17 protein-coding genes are annotated in these 16331 nt (G+C 65.3%); 4 read left to right on the top strand and 13 right to left on the bottom strand.

Features of this window, described 5'->3' with window-relative positions; genetic code table 11:
• The first annotated feature begins 31 nt into the window (after positions 1-31).
• Positions 32-1033, top strand: a complete 1002-nt coding sequence (locus BJ6T_RS22525; RefSeq protein WP_014494779.1) for a Bug family tripartite tricarboxylate transporter substrate binding protein — start codon at positions 32-34, stop codon at positions 1031-1033.
• A gap of 126 nt (positions 1034-1159) precedes the next feature.
• On the opposite strand, the gene BJ6T_RS22520 is transcribed toward BJ6T_RS22525, so the two are convergent.
• The 12 genes from BJ6T_RS22520 to BJ6T_RS22465 form a co-directional block, all read right to left on the bottom strand.
• Positions 1160-3280, bottom strand: coding sequence for a sodium-translocating pyrophosphatase (locus tag BJ6T_RS22520; RefSeq protein ID WP_028170220.1), 2121 nt, complete (start codon positions 3278-3280; stop codon positions 1160-1162).
• A gap of 236 nt (positions 3281-3516) precedes the next feature.
• The gene (thiL, locus tag BJ6T_RS22515; protein WP_014494777.1) at positions 3517-4515 is read right to left on the bottom strand and encodes a thiamine-phosphate kinase; all 999 of its coding nucleotides are present in this window, start codon (positions 4513-4515) and stop codon (positions 3517-3519) included.
• A gap of 175 nt (positions 4516-4690) precedes the next feature.
• Positions 4691-5188: a transcription antitermination factor NusB gene (gene nusB / locus BJ6T_RS22510; RefSeq protein ID WP_014494776.1), complete on the bottom strand. Its 498-nt coding sequence runs from the start codon at positions 5186-5188 to the stop codon at positions 4691-4693.
• A 3-nt stretch (positions 5189-5191) separates the two neighbouring features.
• A complete protein-coding gene (gene ribH, locus BJ6T_RS22505) occupies positions 5192-5683 on the bottom strand; it encodes a 6,7-dimethyl-8-ribityllumazine synthase (RefSeq protein WP_014494775.1) in 492 nt (163 codons plus the stop codon).
• 87 nt (positions 5684-5770) lie between these two features.
• Positions 5771-6382, bottom strand: a complete 612-nt coding sequence (locus BJ6T_RS22500; RefSeq protein ID WP_014494774.1) for a riboflavin synthase — start codon at positions 6380-6382, stop codon at positions 5771-5773.
• The gene (ribD, locus tag BJ6T_RS22495) at positions 6382-7530 is read right to left on the bottom strand and encodes a bifunctional diaminohydroxyphosphoribosylaminopyrimidine deaminase/5-amino-6-(5-phosphoribosylamino)uracil reductase RibD (protein WP_014494773.1); all 1149 of its coding nucleotides are present in this window, start codon (positions 7528-7530) and stop codon (positions 6382-6384) included. Before ribD ends, BJ6T_RS22500 begins: the two co-directional genes overlap by 1 nt.
• Positions 7527-8009, bottom strand: coding sequence for a transcriptional regulator NrdR (gene nrdR / locus BJ6T_RS22490; protein WP_007603426.1), 483 nt, complete (start codon positions 8007-8009; stop codon positions 7527-7529). The genes ribD and nrdR overlap by 4 nt, the downstream gene beginning before the upstream one ends.
• 16 nt (positions 8010-8025) lie before the next feature.
• A complete protein-coding gene (gene glyA / locus BJ6T_RS22485) occupies positions 8026-9324 on the bottom strand; it encodes a serine hydroxymethyltransferase (protein WP_014494772.1) in 1299 nt (432 codons plus the stop codon).
• A gap of 253 nt (positions 9325-9577) precedes the next feature.
• Positions 9578-9799 carry a hypothetical protein gene (locus BJ6T_RS22480; RefSeq protein ID WP_014494771.1) on the bottom strand — a complete coding sequence of 74 codons (222 nt, stop codon included), beginning with the start codon at positions 9797-9799 and terminating at the stop codon, positions 9578-9580.
• A 37-nt stretch (positions 9800-9836) separates the two neighbouring features.
• Complete coding sequence (locus BJ6T_RS22475) at positions 9837-10073, bottom strand: hypothetical protein (protein ID WP_014494770.1); 237 nt, start codon at positions 10071-10073, stop codon at positions 9837-9839.
• A 199-nt stretch (positions 10074-10272) separates the two neighbouring features.
• Positions 10273-10791: a transcriptional regulator LdtR gene (gene ldtR, locus BJ6T_RS22470; protein WP_011087797.1), complete on the bottom strand. Its 519-nt coding sequence runs from the start codon at positions 10789-10791 to the stop codon at positions 10273-10275.
• 553 nt (positions 10792-11344) lie between these two features.
• Positions 11345-11836, bottom strand: a complete 492-nt coding sequence (locus BJ6T_RS22465) for a DUF6163 family protein (RefSeq protein ID WP_014494768.1) — start codon at positions 11834-11836, stop codon at positions 11345-11347.
• Between the two features lie 138 nt (positions 11837-11974).
• Here BJ6T_RS22465 and hemB point away from each other — a divergent pair, with 138 nt between their 5' ends.
• The 3 genes from hemB to BJ6T_RS22450 all read left to right on the top strand — a co-directional run bounded on the left by hemB (position 11975) and on the right by BJ6T_RS22450 (position 14735).
• Positions 11975-13036, top strand: coding sequence for a porphobilinogen synthase (hemB, locus tag BJ6T_RS22460; RefSeq protein WP_014494767.1), 1062 nt, complete (start codon positions 11975-11977; stop codon positions 13034-13036).
• 252 nt (positions 13037-13288) lie between these two features.
• Entirely contained in the window at positions 13289-13828 is a 540-nt protein-coding gene (locus tag BJ6T_RS22455; RefSeq protein WP_014494766.1) for an RDD family protein, read from the top strand.
• 130 nt (positions 13829-13958) lie between these two features.
• Complete coding sequence (locus BJ6T_RS22450; protein WP_014494765.1) at positions 13959-14735, top strand: arginyltransferase; 777 nt, start codon at positions 13959-13961, stop codon at positions 14733-14735.
• Positions 14736-14930: 195 nt separating this feature from the next.
• On the opposite strand, the gene BJ6T_RS22445 is transcribed toward BJ6T_RS22450, so the two are convergent.
• A complete protein-coding gene (locus tag BJ6T_RS22445; RefSeq protein ID WP_014494764.1) occupies positions 14931-16283 on the bottom strand; it encodes an Nramp family divalent metal transporter in 1353 nt (450 codons plus the stop codon).
• Between the last annotated feature and the right edge of the window lie 48 nt (positions 16284-16331).

Genomic DNA, 16331 nt, shown 5'->3' with positions numbered 1-16331 from the left:
CCCTGCAAAACAAGAAGCAGGGAGTGGATTCGTGCCCAAGACTTTGTTGTCCCGCCGTCGCGTGCTCGCCGGTGCTGCCGGCCTCTCGGCAGCAGCGATCCTGCCGCGATCGAGCCTGGCGGACTGGAAGCCCACCGAAAACGTCCGCATCATCGTGCCGGCTGCGGCCGGCGGCTCGACCGATGTCATGGGCCGGCTCCTGGCCGCGCATCTGCAGGCCGCCTGGGGCCAGTCGGCCGTCGTTGAGAACCGCTCCGGCGGCGGCGGTACGATCGGCACGGCCGAGGCCGTCCGCGCCAAGCCTGACGGCCACACCATCCTGATCGGCAACCCCGGGCCGAACGCGATCGCCTACAGCATCTTCAAGAACCTCACCTACAAGCCGGAGCAGCTCCAACCGGTCTCCAACATGATCCGGATCCCGAACATCGTTTCGGCGCATCCGAAGACCGGCATCAAGTCGATCGCCGAGCTGATCGCGTATCTGAAGACCAACCCGGACAAGCTCAGCTACGCCTCGTCCGGCGTCGGCCAGAGCCCTCACCTCACCGGCGCCTGGTTCCTCCAGCTCACCGGACTGAAGATGACGCACATCCCGTTCCGCGGCGCGGGCCCCGCGCTCCAGGCCGCGCTGGCCGGCGACATCCAGATCCTGTTCGACAATCTCTATCCGAGCCTGCCGCAGGTGCAGAACGGCACACTCACCGGCCTCTGCGTCACCACGACCGACCGTAGCGACCTCGCGCCGAACCTGCCGACCATGCGCGAGAGCGCGCCGGAGCTGGCCAATTTCGACGTGTCGTCGTGGTTCTCGGTGTTCCTGCCGAAGGGTGTGCAGCCCGCCGTGCTGGAAGCGCTCAATCTTCAGGTCAAGGCGATGCTGGAGCGCGACGACATCAAGAAGAACATCGCCGCCATGGGCGCCCGCGCCGACTACGGCACCCCGCAGCAGTTCGCCGACTTCGTGGACGCCGAGACGAAGAAGTTCGCCGGCATCATCCAGAAGGAAGGCCTGCAGATGGACGTGCAGTAGGTCTCGTGTCCCGGACGCTGTGCAGCGTGCAACGCTGCGCCGCCGAGAACGCGGATCGAGCGAAGTCTACCAACAAAAACCCCGCGGCTCGCGCCGCGGGGTTTTTTCGTGTGTCGCTTGCGCCGTTCAGTGCGCGAGGATCGCCAGCAGCAGCAAGGCCACGATGTTCGTGATCTTGATCATCGGGTTCACGGCCGGTCCCGCCGTATCCTTGTAGGGATCGCCGACGGTGTCGCCGGTCACGGCCGACTTGTGGGCATCGCTGCCCTTGCCGCCGAAATGGCCGTCCTCGATGTACTTCTTGGCGTTGTCCCAGGCGCCGCCGCCCGAGGTCATCGAGATCGCGACGAACAGGCCCGTCACGATCACACCGAGCAGCATCGCACCGACGGCCGAGAACGCCGCCGACTTGCCGGCCGCGCCGCCGCCCGCGATGACGTAGATCAGGAAGTAGACGACGATCGGCGACAGCACCGGCAGCAGCGAGGGGATGATCATCTCCTTGATCGCCGCGCGGGTCAGCAGGTCGACCGCCTTGCCGTAATCAGGCTTGTCGGTGCCCTGCATGATGCCCGGCTTCTCGCGGAACTGACGACGCACCTCCTCGACGATCGCGCCGGCCGCACGGCCCACCGCCGTCATGCCCATCGCACCGAACAGGTACGGCAGCAGGCCGCCGAACAGCAGGCCAACAACCACGTAGGGATTGTTGAGCGAGAAGTCCGGATTGACGCCGGCGAAGTACGGATGCTGAGCGGACCCCGCGACAAAGAACTTGAGGTCCTGGTTGTAGGCCGCGAACAGCACGAGGGCGCCGAGACCGGCGGAGCCGATCGCGTAGCCCTTCGTCACCGCCTTGGTGGTGTTGCCGACCGCGTCGAGCGCGTCGGTCGATTTGCGTACCTCCTTCGGCAGACCCGCCATCTCGGCGATGCCGCCGGCGTTGTCCGTGACCGGGCCGAAGGCGTCGAGCGCGACGACCATGCCGGCCAGCGCCAGCATGGTGGCCGTCGCGATCGCGATGCCGAACAGGCCGGCCAGGCTGTAGGTGACCAGGATGCCGGCGATGATGACGATCGCGGGCAGCGCGGTCGCTTCCATCGAGACGGCGAGACCCTGGATCACGTTGGTGCCGTGACCGGTCACCGAGGCCTGGGCGATCGACTTCACCGGGCGATAATCGGTGCCGGTGTAGTATTCGGTGATCCAGATGATCAGCGCGGTGACGATCAGGCCGACCACGCCGCATTCGAACAGCGCCATGCCGGTATAGTCGACGCCGTCGAGCTTGCCGAAGCCGATCAGATAGTAGATCACGCCGGCGATGCCGATCAGCGACAGGATGCCGGTTGCGATCAGGCCCTTGTAGAGCGCGCCCATGATCGACTGGCTCGGCCCGAGCTTCACGAAGAAGGTGCCGATGATCGAGGTGATGAGGCAGATGCCGCCGATGGCGAGCGGCAGCGTCATCATGTTGGCGAGGATCGGCGTCTTGGCGAAGAAGATCGCCGCGAGCACCATGGTGGCGACCGCAGTCACCGCATAGGTCTCGAACAGGTCGGCGGCCATGCCGGCGCAGTCGCCGACGTTGTCGCCGACATTGTCGGCGATGGTGGCCGGATTGCGCGGATCGTCCTCGGGAATGCCGGCCTCGACCTTGCCGACGAGGTCGCCGCCGACGTCCGCCCCCTTGGTGAAGATGCCGCCGCCGAGACGGGCGAAGATCGAGATCAGCGAGGCGCCGAAGCCGAGCGCCACCATGGCGTCGACGACGACGCGGCTGTCAGGCGCGAGTTTCAGCGAGTGCACCAGGAAGCCGAAATAGAGGGTCACGCCGAGCAGCGCGAGACCCGCCACCAGCATGCCCGTGATGGCGCCAGCCTTGAACGCGAGCTCGAGGCCGCCGGCAAGCGACGTGGTCGCTGCCTGGGCGGTGCGCACGTTGGCGCGAACCGAGACGTTCATGCCGATGAAGCCGGCCGCTCCCGACAGGATGGCGCCGATGGCAAAGCCGATTGCGACATAAAGCCCGAGGAAATAGACAAGCAGCACGAAGATGACGATGCCGACGATGCCGATCGTGGTGTACTGGCGCCGGAGATACGCCTGTGCGCCCTCACGCACCGCTCCCGCGATCTCCTGCATGCGCGGCGACCCCGCATCCGCACTCAACACCGAAGACGTCGCCCAAATCGCGTAGACGACGGAAAGCACTCCGCAGAGCACTATCAACCATAATGCTGTCATGTGATTTTTGCCTCAGATCCTTGATGTACGTACCCCCGGCGCCTTTTGTTTTTCCGTCATGCGGTGGGCGCCCTTATTTGAACAGGGCCGCCCCTTGCACGAAGGTGTGGCCCTGGTCGGCCACAAGCTTGCCAAAATCAAATTGAGGGTGCAACGCCGGATGAGGCCGAAAAAGCCGATCTCGGCAAGTATTTAGACCTAATCCCGAGCGCTTGGCCGCCGCCCTGGCGCAATTCCTAGAAGTGGCTGTAGGACAGACGCTTCAAGGTCAGTTCGTGACCCTGGCCGTCCAGGAAGCGCGGCCGCTCGCGGCCCGTGACGATCGTACCGATCGCCGTGACGGCCACACCCGCCGCCTGCCCCGCGGCAATCAGCGCATCGCTTTGCGCCGGCGGCACCGTGCACAGCACCTCGTAATCGTCGCCCCCGGCGAGCAGCGTCTCAACGCAAACGACGTTGCCCGCGACCAGGCCGGCCGCAGCAGCCGAGAGCGGCAGGTTCGCGACGTCAACCCTGGCCGAGACGCCGGACGCCGCACAGAGTTTCGTCAGATCGCCGGCGAGCCCGTCGGAGACATCCATCGCGGCCGTCGCGTGGTCACGCACGGCCTGCGCCAGCACATTGCGCGGCAGCGGCACGCGATAGCGGGAGACCAGCATCTCCTTCGCTTGCGGTTCGGACGCGAGCGCCCCGGCCGCGGCGCCGCCTGTGAGCACGTCGAGGCCGAGCGCGGCGTCGCCGATTGTTCCCGTCACCAGGATGCGGTCGCCCGGCCGCGCGCCGGTACGGCCGACCATCCGTCCCTTCGGCACGCGGCCGAAGGCGGTGATCGAGATCATCTGCGGCCCCGGCGTCGACACCGTGTCGCCGCCAAGCAGCGGGCACGCGAAGGTCCTGCTGTCCTCGCCGAGCGCATCGGCGAACGGCCTGAGCCAGCTATCCTCCTTGCTGCGCAGCGCCAGCGTCAGCACGAAGCCGGCGGGCGCCGCGCCCTTGGCGGCGAGATCGGACAGGTTCACCCGCAGCGCCTTGCGCGCGATGGTGTCGGGCGGATCGGTGGCCAGATAATGCACGCCCTCGACGACGGCGTCGGTGGTGACCACAATGTCGTCGCCGGACGAGGACAGGACCGCGGCATCATCGACCAGCCCGAACGCGCCGGGGTCAGTCGCCAGCGGCTTGAAATAGCGCGCGATGAGGGAGTCTTCGGCTGAGGGGTTTTGAGGGTCTGCCATCGGCCTTAGCCACACCCAATGCTGTCATCACCCGGCTTGACCGGGCGATCCAGTACGCCGAGACGGCAGTGATGAATTACGACCGCCGCGGCGTACTGGATCACCCGCCTTCGCGGGTGATCACAGCGGAGTATGGGGCAGCCGCATCGCATCTCTTCACCGCCCTCGTGGATAATTACCCCCGCCCGAACTCGTCGCCGCGGAACTGGCGGCCGATCTGGTCGAGCACGGCGTTGACCATGCCGGTCTCCTCGCGGTCGACGAAGGCATTCGCGACGTCGACATATTCTGACACGACGACTCGGCCCGGCACGTCCTTGCGATGCTGGAGCTCATAGGCCCCTGCCCGCAGCACCGCGCGCAGGATGGCCTCGATCCGCTTGAGCGGCCAACCTTTCGACAGCGCCTCGTCGATGAGGGGGTCGAGCTTCTTCTGGTCGCGCACGACGCCGGAGACGACGTCGCGAAAGAACGCGGCTTCCGCCGGCAGATAGGTATCGCCCTCGACCTCGTTGCCGAGCCAGTGGCTCTCGAACTCCGCAAAGATGTCGTTGATCCCGGCTCCGGCGATGTCCATCTGGTACAGCGCCTGCACGGCCGCGAGCCGCGCGGCACCGCGCCGGTTTGCTTTCTTCTCCGTGAGCCCCGCCGGTTTCTTGGTGTTGTCAGCCATGGCTCAGGCCTGCGCCACGCGGCGTTTTATGCGTAGCATCGCGAGCGCGGCGCGCGCGGCATCGCCGCCCTTGTTGAGCTCGCTGGCGCGCGCCCGCGCCCAGGCCTGCGCCTCGGTGTTGACGGTGAGGATGCCGTTGCCGAGCGGCAGCTTTCGCGAAACCGCAATATCCATCAGCGCGCGCGAGGATTCCTGCGAGACGATCTCGAAATGGATGGTGTCGCCGCGGATCACGCAGCCGAGCGCGATCACCGCGTCATAGGGCTTGCCGTTCGCCGCGGCGGCATCGATCGCGATGGCGACCGCCGCCGGGATTTCCAGCGCGCCGGGAACCGTGATGACGTCATGCGTCAGCCCCGCCGCCTTCAGCTCGGTCACCGCGCCGTCCAGAAGCGCATCCTGGAGATCGTCATAGAACCGCGCCTCGACAATCAGCGCGCGTGCGCCGGAAATGTCGGTCTGGTCCTTCAGGGGTGCGCGCCGCGCGTCTGCCATCGTCTCAATCCGTTTAGTTAAGTCGTCTCTTGGTTAGTCTCTTGGGTCGGCGCGTTATGTAGTCGCCGCGAGCGGGTAAGCCAAGTTTTAAACCGTCATTTCCGTCAGCCGCGCCGCATAGCGGGCCATCAGGTCGACCTCGATATTCACCTCGGCGCCCGCTTTCCAGCCGCCGATCGTCGTGACCGTCAGCGTATGCGGGATGATCAGCACCGAAAAGGTCACGTCTCTCACCGTATTGACCGTCAGCGACACGCCGTCGAGCGTGATCGAGCCCTTGGTGGCGATGAAGCGCGCGAGCTCCCGTGTGGTCGAGAGCTCGAACCGCGCCATATCAGGCAGGTCCTCGCGCCTGACGAGGGTGGCGACACCGTCGGCATGGCCGGCGACGATATGGCCGCCGAGCTCGTCGCCGATCTTGAGCGCGCGCTCGAGATTGAGCCTCGTGCCGACCTTCCAGTGCTTTGCAGTCGTCAGCGCCAGCGTCTCCGCGGCGGCATCGACGTCGAACCAGGTTCTGCCGCCTTCGACGCCGGAAGCAACCACCGTCAGGCAGACGCCGTTGCAGGCGATCGAGGCACCGTCGGCGATGGTCGTCTGATCGTAGCGGCAAGCGATGCGCAGCCTGTGCAACTGGCCCTGCGCCGTTGGCGTGAAGCCGACGATCTCGCCGATATCGGTGACAATGCCAGTGAACATTACGCGCGCTCGTAGATGGTGAGAGTATCCTTGCCGAATGTCTCGCTAGCATGAACCTTATAGGCCCGCGACTGCGTGATTTTCGACAGGGGCAATGCATCGAGCGCATCGACGCCGCCCGGGCCGACCTCTTCCGCTCCGCGGAACAGCCAGATCTCGTCGGCCAGGCCGGCCGCGACGAAGGACGCCGCGACACGGCTGCCGCCCTCGACCATCAGCCGCGTGATGCCTTTCTCCGCCAGCGCATGCAGCACCGCCGAAAGATCAAGCCCGGAAGCGTTTCCCGGCGGTACGCGGATGATCTGAGCGCCTGCCGCTCCGAGCCGCGTGGCAGCGGCGGCTTCCGCAAGCTCGGAGCCGATCACCCAGAGCGGCGTCTCCCGCGCGGAACGACCAAGCTGGCTCGCGGCCGGAATGCGCAGATTCTGGTCGAGCACGACGCGTATCGGAGAACGTGCTTCCATGCCCGGCAGGCGACAGTTGAGCTGCGGATCATCCGCCAGCACCGTGCCGATGCCGACCAGGATGGCGTCGCTCTGTGCGCGGAGCAGATGCACGCGATTGCGCACGGCCTCGCCCGTGATCGCAAGCGGCTTGCCGCCAGCGGCACCGATCTTGCCGTCGGGCGAGACCGCGAGCTTCAGGATCACGTGCGGGCGCTTGTCACGGATGCGGCGGAAATGCCCGGCATGGTCGAATGCGGCCTCCGCCGCGCACAGACCTACATCCACCGCGATGCCGGCGGCGCGCAAGCGCGCATGACCCCGGCCCGCGACTTCCGGATTGGGGTCCTCGATCGCCGCGACCACCCGCGTGATGCCGGCGGCGATCACCGCGTCTGCGCAAGGCGGCGACTTGCCGAAATGCGAGCACGGCTCCAGCGTGACATAGAGCGTGGCGCCGCGCGCGGCCTCGCCGGCCCGGCGCAGCGCTTCGGGCTCGCCATGCGGTCGCCCGCCTGGCTGCGTCCAGCCGCGGCCGATGATGACCCCGTCTTTGACGATGACAGCGCCCACGGCGGGATTGGGCCAGGTGCGCCCCTGCCCGCGCTTGCCCAGCGCCAGCGCCAGCTGCATGAAGCGGCGATCGGCGTCCTTGGACTCACGGGCCTTCTGCGCGAACTGATCCTCCAGGATCCGGAAGATCATTTGCGGATCGCGGCGAGCCGCGCTTCCTCCTCACCGGAGAGCTCGCCGAGCACGTCGGCGAAATCCTTGGCCTCGCGGAAATTGCGATAGACCGAGGCAAAGCGCACATAGGCGACGTCGTCGAGCGTGCGCAGATGCTCCATCACGGTCTCGCCGATCACCTCGGAGGAGATCTCGGCCTCGCCGCCGGTCTCGAGCTCGCGGACGATGGTGGAGACCATCTTCTCGACCCGCTCCGGCTCGACTTGCCGCTTGCGCAAGGAGATCGACACCGAGCGCATCAGCTTGTCGCGGTCGAACGGCACGCGGCGGCCGTTGCGCTTGATCACCGTCAGCTCGCGCAACTGCACGCGCTCGAAAGTGGTGAAACGGAAATTGCAGGCGACGCACACGCGCCGCCTGCGGATCACGGAAGAGTCCTCGGTCGGACGCGAGTCCTTTACCTGCGTATCGAGACTGTTGCAGTTCGGGCAGCGCATCCGTTTACCCTAGGCCTTACTGATAGATCGGGAACCGATCGGTGAGTGCCTTGACCCGCTCCTTGATCGCGGCCTCGACCAGCGGCGCCTTGCCGTCGTCGGACTGCGCGATCGCGTTGAGGACCTCGGCGATCATGCCGCCGACCTGCTGGAATTCGGCGACGCCGAAACCGCGGGTCGTCGCCGCCGGGGTGCCAAGACGCAGGCCCGAGGTGACGAAGGGCTTTTCGGGGTCGAACGGAATGCCGTTCTTGTTGCAAGTGATGGCGGCGCGGACCAGCGCCTTCTCCGAGACGTTGCCCTTCAGGCCCTTCGGCCTGAGGTCGACCAGCATCAGATGGTTATCGGTGCCGCCGGAGACAATATCGAACCCGTGGCTCTTCATCGCTTCGGCCAGTGCCTTGGCGTTCTCGACGACGTTCTTCGCATAGATCTTGAAGTCCGGACGCAGCGCCTCGCCGAAGGCGACCGCCTTCGCCGCGATCACATGCATCAGGGGCCCACCCTGCAGGCCCGGGAAGATCGCCGAGTTGAGCTTCTTGGCGAGCACCTCGTCGTTCGAGAGGATCAGGCCGCCGCGCGGACCGCGCAGCGACTTGTGGGTGGTGGTGGTGGTGACGTGGGCATACGGCACTGGCGAGGCATGCACGCCGCCGGCGACGAGACCGGCGAAGTGCGCCATGTCGACCAGGAGGTACGCGCCGACGCTGTCCGCGATCTCGCGGAAACGCTTGAAGTCCCAGGCGCGCGAATAGGCCGAGCCGCCGGCGACGATCAGCTTGGGCTTGACCTCTTCGGCCTGCTTGGCGACCGCGTCCATGTCGATGATCTGGTCCTCGCGGCGCACGGTGTAGTGCGCGGCCTTGAACCACTTACCGCTCATGTTGACGGGCGAGCCGTGGGTGAGATGGCCGCCGGCCGCGAGGTCGAGGCCCATGAAGGTGTCGCCGGGCTGCAGCAGCGCCAGGAACACCGCCTGGTTCATCTGGCTGCCGGAGTTCGGCTGCACATTGGCGAAGTTGGCGCCGAACAGCTTCTTGGCGCGATCGATCGCGAGGTTCTCGGCGACGTCGACCCACTCACAACCGCCATAGTAGCGCGCGCCCGGATAACCCTCTGCGTACTTGTTGGTCATCACCGAACCCTGCGCTTCCAGCACGGCACGGCTGACGATGTTCTCGGAGGCGATCAGCTCGACCTCATGGCGCTGCCGGCCGAGCTCGCCCTTGATGGCGGCGGCGATTTCCGGGTCGGCCTGGTCGAGCGAGGCGGTGAAAAACGAGTCGGGCGCGGAGGCGGTTCTGGCTGAGGTCATCTTGCGAATATCTCCACCGCCGCAGCCTTTTGGCGGGCTACGGGCGGTCTGGTGTGGCGATCGGAAGCGGCGAGCGCGATCTACCACATCACCCGCCCCGGCCAAGTATTTGCGGGTCGGGCCTGATATTTATGCAAGATATGGTGGGGATTGAAGGACCCGGGCGAGCGGGCGGCTCCTTGAACCGTCCGCCCCGATCAGTCCTGAAGGGTCCGATTTGGACCTTAAAATCCGTGCCGGCCGGACCGCCCCCCTACAGCCCGGTATACCCCGCCTTCACCGGGTCCACGCTGCCATCGAGCTGGCGCAGATAGGTCAGTCCGCAGACCGTCAACCTGTGGGGGTCCTTCTCGCCGGCTTCCATCAACGTATTAAGATAGTTCGTGACCTTGGCCCGCGCCTCCTCGCTGGCCGCCGCCGTGCGATTGGCGAGCAGGTCATAGGTCTGCATGATCCGGTCGATGGCAGCTTCCATGTCACCCTCTGGTTCTGTCGAATTTCGGGAGTTTTGATCAGGCAACCGCGCGGGCCCCGGACTGGGCCTCGAACCGGCCAATGGCCTTGTTGGCGAGCTTGATCTTGTTCAATTCGCCGTGCTGGAGCAGCTTGATGATGATCTCGAGCAGGCGTTCGTTGGTGACCAGCGTGTCGGGAATCGCGCCGGAGCGGCGGAGGTAATTCGCTGCGATGGCATAGGCGTCGCTCACGAGTTCGACGTTCATTGCCTGAAGCCCGCGCTCGACCAGCATCGCATCCTCCGATCCGCAGTAACAACTGCGGTGCGGGGGACTGGTTCCACCCGGCCGGGCAATTATTTCGCAGTCGCGAAACGACAAAACGCACCGGTCCGGGCAGAGCCGGGCCGGCGCGCTTGGGGAGGTCAGGCACGTTCGGGAGGCTTGCCGGTCTTGTTGTGGGCCGGCTTGGCCAAGTCCCGTCGTAAAGAACTCAGAGACGATACAGGATCTGGTCGGTCCAGAACCGCTCGAGGCGGTGCAGCGACTTGTTGAGGGTCGAGAATTCCTCGCCCGAGATACCGCCGACCTGCTCCACCGTCTTGACGTGCTTCTGGTAGAGGGAGTCGACGATGCGGCGGACTTCCTGGCCCTGCGGGGTCAGGCGGATGCGCACCGAACGGCGATCGACGCGCGAGCGTTGATGATCGAGGAAGCCGAGCTCGACGAGCTTCTTCAGATTGTAGGAGACGTTGGAGCCGAGATAGTAACCGCGCGTGCGCAGCTCGCCCGCGGTCAGCTCCTTGTCGCCGATGTTGTAGAGCAGGAGCGCCTGGACCGAGTTGATGTCCGCACGGCCGCGGCGATCGAATTCATCCTTGATGACGTCGAGGAGCCGGCGATGCAGCCGCTCCACCAGAGTCAAAGCTTCCAGATAGAGCGACTGCACCGAACCCTGCTGGCCGGAGACGCGCTCTGCGGTATCTGCCGCAGTTGCGACGGCTTTCATCATGACACTTCCCCTGTTGTCGTTTTTATCGACACTCATTCGACGAAACTTGTGCTCCGTCTGATAGGTGCAACTTAAGGGGGCGTTTGAAGATCGGCTTAAATAAGAGAATAAAGAGATCATGAATTTAAGACAGTGAATTGCGGATTAAGCCTGTGTCACAAGGGCTTTTCGCAACCGTCTGTTGACCCTCGCAAGGTCCTGTTCACCCTCCGTCCGCCACCTCTGTCGCATTCCAGTACAGGGCCGCCCCGTTTCGAAACGGGCGCGTAAGAGCTGTGGCGGAATGCACGGAGTCAATGAAAAGTTACCTCGAATTTTAGGCAACCAACGGTCAACCAAGCCACGACTTCGGAAATGCCGCTCTCGTGTCCCGGACAAGCGCGGCGAAGCGGAGCGCAGAGCCGGGACCCAGAAGCCGCAACCGAGATCGTGGAGAGCTGGGCCCCGGCTCAGCAGCGGATCACCATAGCGCGTGGAAGACGCGCGTAAACGCGCTTATGGTGCTGCGCTGCGTCCGGGGCACGAGAGAGTGTGCGTTGAAATCGTAAGCGCGCTACGGCGGCCGCTCGCGCGCGGCCATCCAGGCGAGCGCGAGATAGGCGGCGAGCATGAAGGCCTCGACACCGACGACGATCAGGCTGCCGCCGTAGATGCCCGGGAACATCAGTTCGATCACCGCCATCGACACCACGGTCGTCAGCCACACCACAGCGCCCCAGGGCGTCGCAAGCCAGAGGCCGACCGCGGCAACGAGTTCGATCACGGCGAAATAGACGGTGGCGGCCTGCCAGGCCATCGACTGGTTCTCGAACGCCTCGTCCTCGCCGCCGACGAAGCCCGTGACCTGGGCCCAGTGATAGAGGCCCTTCAGAATCGACAGCAGCGCCATCACGCGCAGGAATAGCACGAGCCGGCGCGTCCAGACATTGTCGTCGGACTCGGGACGCTCCGACGAGATCGCCGCCACCGACATCGCGTTGTCTCTGGCGTTGTCTCGGGCACTGGCGCCGTCGCGGGCCGCATCGCGGGTGGAGGTTTCGGACATGGTCCCCTTCTGGCTGCTTCGCCCCGCAAAATCAATCGGCTGACCGAGCGACCTCAATTTTGCCTTGCGGCAGGTCAAGCCGCGGTGGCGGGAACCATGCGAGCTGGTATAAGAATAATTCCAGCCGGAGGAAGAATGATGGCGATCAAATACGGACGTCCGATCGAATTGCGCGAGGTTTCGCGCCGGGATGGCGCTGCCGCCTCCCCTGCCCTCGATCTGACCGTCCGCCCGCGCCGTAACCGCAAGGCCGAATGGGCCCGGCGCATGGTGCGCGAGAACGTGCTCACCACCGACGATTTGATCTGGCCGCTGTTCCTGATCGACGGCAACAACAAGCGCGAGCAGATCGCCTCGATGCCGGGCGTCGACCGCCTCAGCGTCGACCAGGCTGTGCGCGAGGCCGAGCGCGCCATGAAGCTCACCATCCCCTGCCTCGCGCTGTTTCCCTATACCGACCCGTCCCTGCGCGATGAGGAAGGCTCCGAGGCGACCAATCCGAACAACCTGGTCTGCCAGGCGGTGCGCGCGATCAAGAAAGAGTTTCCCGACATCGGCATCCTCTGCGACGTCGCCCTCGATCCCTTCACCAGCCACGGCCATGACGGCCTGATCTCTGACGGCAAGATCCTGAATGACGAGACGGTCGCGGTGCTGGTGCGTCAGGCGCTGGTCCAGGCCGAAGCCGGCTGCGACATCATCGCGCCGTCCGACATGATGGACGGCCGCGTCGCCGCGATCCGCGAGGGGCTGGATCGCTCCAGCCTGCTCGACGTGCAGATCATGGCCTATGCGGCAAAGTACGCCTCCGCCTTCTACGGCCCGTTCCGCGACGCCATCGGTTCGGCCAAGACGCTGACCGGCGACAAGCGCACTTACCAGATGGACAGCGCCAACACCGACGAGGCGCTGCGCGAGGTCGATCTCGACATCTCCGAGGGCGCCGACATGGTGATGGTGAAACCCGGCATGCCCTATCTCGACGTGGTCCGGCGCGTGAAGGACACCTTTGCGATGCCGACCTTCGCCTACCAGGTCTCCGGCGAATACGCGATGATCGCAGCCGCCGCCAACAACGGCTGGCTCGACGGCGAGCGCGCGATGATGGAAAGCCTGCTGGCGTTCAAGCGCGCCGGCGCCGACGGCGTGCTCAGCTATTTTGCGCCGAAGGTGGCCGAGAAGCTGCGGAGCCAAACGTAAGGCATCGCAGTAATCGTAGGGTGGGCAAAGCGAAGCGTGCCCACCATGCCAGCTAGCGATCGCGGAACGATGGTGGGCACGGCGCTAACGCGCCTTTGCCCACCCTACGACACCATCCCTGAGCGACAGCGGTAACAGCATCGCCCCCGAATCGCCGGAATATTTCGGCTTGTTGACGCCCGCGCGCCCTTGGCACGGGGATGACTTATTCCCATGTCCTGCCACGGGAGTTTCCCCTTGGGAGAGCGGACCATGTCGTATTCGGACTCGGGCAATGCCTGGCGCAATGACGGCGCTGTGCAACCGCACGCCTACGATCCCTATCTGCACCCCGAATTGTTCCGCGGCGTGGCGACGCGGCGGGCGTTCGCGTTCCTGATCGACATGGTCGTGATCTCCGTTCCCGTGATCCTCGGCTACATCTTCATCGCGCTGTTTGGCATCGTCACGCTCGGCATCGGCTGGGCGCTGTTCTGGCTGGCCTGGCCGGCCTCCGTCGTTTGGGCCATCGTCTATTACGGCGCCTGCATCGGCGGTCCGTCGTCCGCGACGATCGGCATGCGCCTGATGGATCTGGAGTTGCGCACCTGGTACGGCGCGCCCGGTTATTTCGTGCTCGGCGCCACCCATGCCGTGCTGTTCTGGGTGACGGTCTCGTTCCTGACACCTTTCGTGGTGCTGGTTGGGCTGTTCAACGGCCGGCGGCGCCTGCTGCATGATGTCGTGCTGGGAACGGTCGTGATCAACAATTCCGTCCGCGCGCCCGTTCCGCGGGCCGCAAGGACCTACTGAGAGCCTGGTGATCAAGAACCTATCAACCAGGACCGACTAAACTGACTGATCTGACCTGCCGAGTAGACCGATTGACCGGGGGGCTTCGTAGCGCGATGCTGATGCCCACTTTGGAGGCCCACGACGTCCCTTGACCCAACACTCGCGCGACACCCCCCAATTTTACCTCACGGCGCCCTCTCCCTGCCCGTATCTGCCGGGCCGGCATGAGCGCAAGGTGTTTACGCACCTCGTGGGGGAGCGCGCAGGCGACCTCAACGACCTCCTGACTCATGGCGGGTTCCGCCGCAGCCAGTCGATCGCCTATCGGCCGGCCTGTGACCAGTGCCGCGCCTGCGTCTCGGTCAGGGTGGTCGCCAACGAGTTCCGCCCCTCCCGCAACTTCCGGAAAGTGATCGCGCGCAACGCCGACATCATCGGCGAGCAGCGCAGTGCGGTGCCGACCTCCGAGCAATATTCGGTGTTCCGAGCCTATCTCGACTCCCGCCACCGCCATGGCGGCATGGCCGACATGACCGTGCTCGACTACGCCATGATGGTCGAGGACAGCCATGTCGAGACCCGCATCATCGAATACCGCAAGCGCGGCCCCGACAGCGGCATCACCGGCCGCGGCGAGGAGCTGATCGCGGTGGCGCTGACCGACGTGCTCAGCGACGGCCTGTCGATGGTCTATTCGTTCTTCGAGCCGAGCCAGGTCAGCCGGTCGATGGGCACCTTCATGATCCTCGACCACATCGCCCGCGCCCGCCGCCAGGGCCTGCCTTACGTCTATCTCGGCTACTGGATCGAGGGCTCCAAGAAGATGGATTACAAGGCCCGCTTCCTGCCGCAGCAGCGCCTCGCGCCCTCAGGCTGGCTGCGCATCGACGCGCAAGGCGATGCGACATCAGAGCCGCAGGATTAGCCGACCCGCACTCTCAGTCATGCCCCGCGACCCGGCTACGCCAAGGCTTCGCCGGGGCTGAGGTCTAGGGGCGCCGAAGCTTTAGCGTAGGCGGCAGGCGGGGCATCCAGTACGCCGCGGCCTTTCGACTCAATTCCAACTGTCTCTGGAATACTGGATCGCCCGGTCAAGCCGGGCAGCAAGGTTGTGGTGACATCACCCGAACAGCGTATCCGCCAGCAGCTTCACGTTCAAAATCACGATGATTCCCGCGACGATCCACGCGATCGCGGCGACTGACGTGGGTATCGCGAACTTCCCCATCTTGCGCCGATCCGAGACGAAGCGCACCAGCGGGATGACGGCGAAGGGCAGCTGCATCGACAGCACGACTTGGCTGAACACCAGCAGATCCGCCGTGCCGCGTTCGCCATAGATCGCGGTGACGACGATCACGGGAACGATGGCGATGCCGCGCGTCAGGAGGCGGCGCGCCCAGCTCGGCAGGCGCAGGTCGAGAAACCCCTCCATCACGATCTGGCCGGCAAGCGTCGCCGTCACCGTCGAGTTCAGGCCCGAGGCGAGCAGCGCAATCGCAAACAGCGTCGAGGCGATACCGAGGCCGAGCAGCGGCGACAACAGCTCGAAGGCCTGGCCGATTTCGGCGACGTCGGAATGGCCGCTCTTGTGGAAGGTGGCGGCTGCCACGACGAGGATCGCCGCATTGATGAACAGTGCCAGCATCAGGGCGATGGTCGAGTCCGTGGTCGCCCATTTGATCGCTTCGCGCCGGCCGGTGTCGTTACGCTCATAGGCGCGCGTCTGCACGATCGAGGAGTGCAGATAAAGATTATGCGGCATCACGGTCGCGCCGATGATGCCGATCGCGATGTAGAGCATTTCCGGATTGGTGAAGATCTCGGTCTTCGGCATGAAGCCGCGCAGGACTTCCGCCACCGGCGGCGCCGCGGCCACGACCTGTACCGCGAAGCAGACCGCGATGACGCCGAGCAGCGCGATGACGAAGGCTTCCAGGAAACGGAAACCACGGTTCATCAGGAGCAGCAGCAGGAAGGCGTCGAGCGCGGCAAGCAGCGCGCCGCCGATCAGGGGAATGCCGAACAGGAGTTTGAGCGCGATCGCCGTGCCGATGACCTCGGCGAGATCGCAGGCGATGATCGCCGCCTCGCAGGCGAGCCAGAGCAGGAAGTTCACCGCCGGCGAATAGGTCGCGCGGCAGGCCTGCGCGAGGTCGCGGTCGGTGACGATGCCGAGCCGCGCCGCCAGCGACTGGAGCAGGATCGCCATCAGGTTTGAAAGGAGGATGACCGAGAGCAGCGTGTAGCCGAATCTGGAACCGCCGGCGAGGTCGGTCGCCCAATTGCCGGGGTCCATGTAGCCGACCGAGACCAGGTAGCCGGGGCCGACAAAGGCAAGCAACCGCCGCCACCACACCCCCGCCGTGGGGATGGCGATCGTGGCGTTCACCTCGGCGAGGCTCTTGGTAGCAGGCGCATCAGTGCGCCAACCGGCGGCATCTTGGGTCAAATCGGGGGAGCGGGCATCCATAGCGGCAGAATACCGAAGTCGAAGCTTATTGCAACTCATTTGCAACTG

Source organism: Bradyrhizobium japonicum USDA 6 (genome assembly GCF_000284375.1).
GTDB classification, from domain to species: Bacteria; Pseudomonadota; Alphaproteobacteria; order Rhizobiales; family Xanthobacteraceae; genus Bradyrhizobium; species Bradyrhizobium japonicum.
Note: the sequence above shows the minus strand (reverse complement) of the source record. Positions and strands in the feature narration are given on the sequence as shown.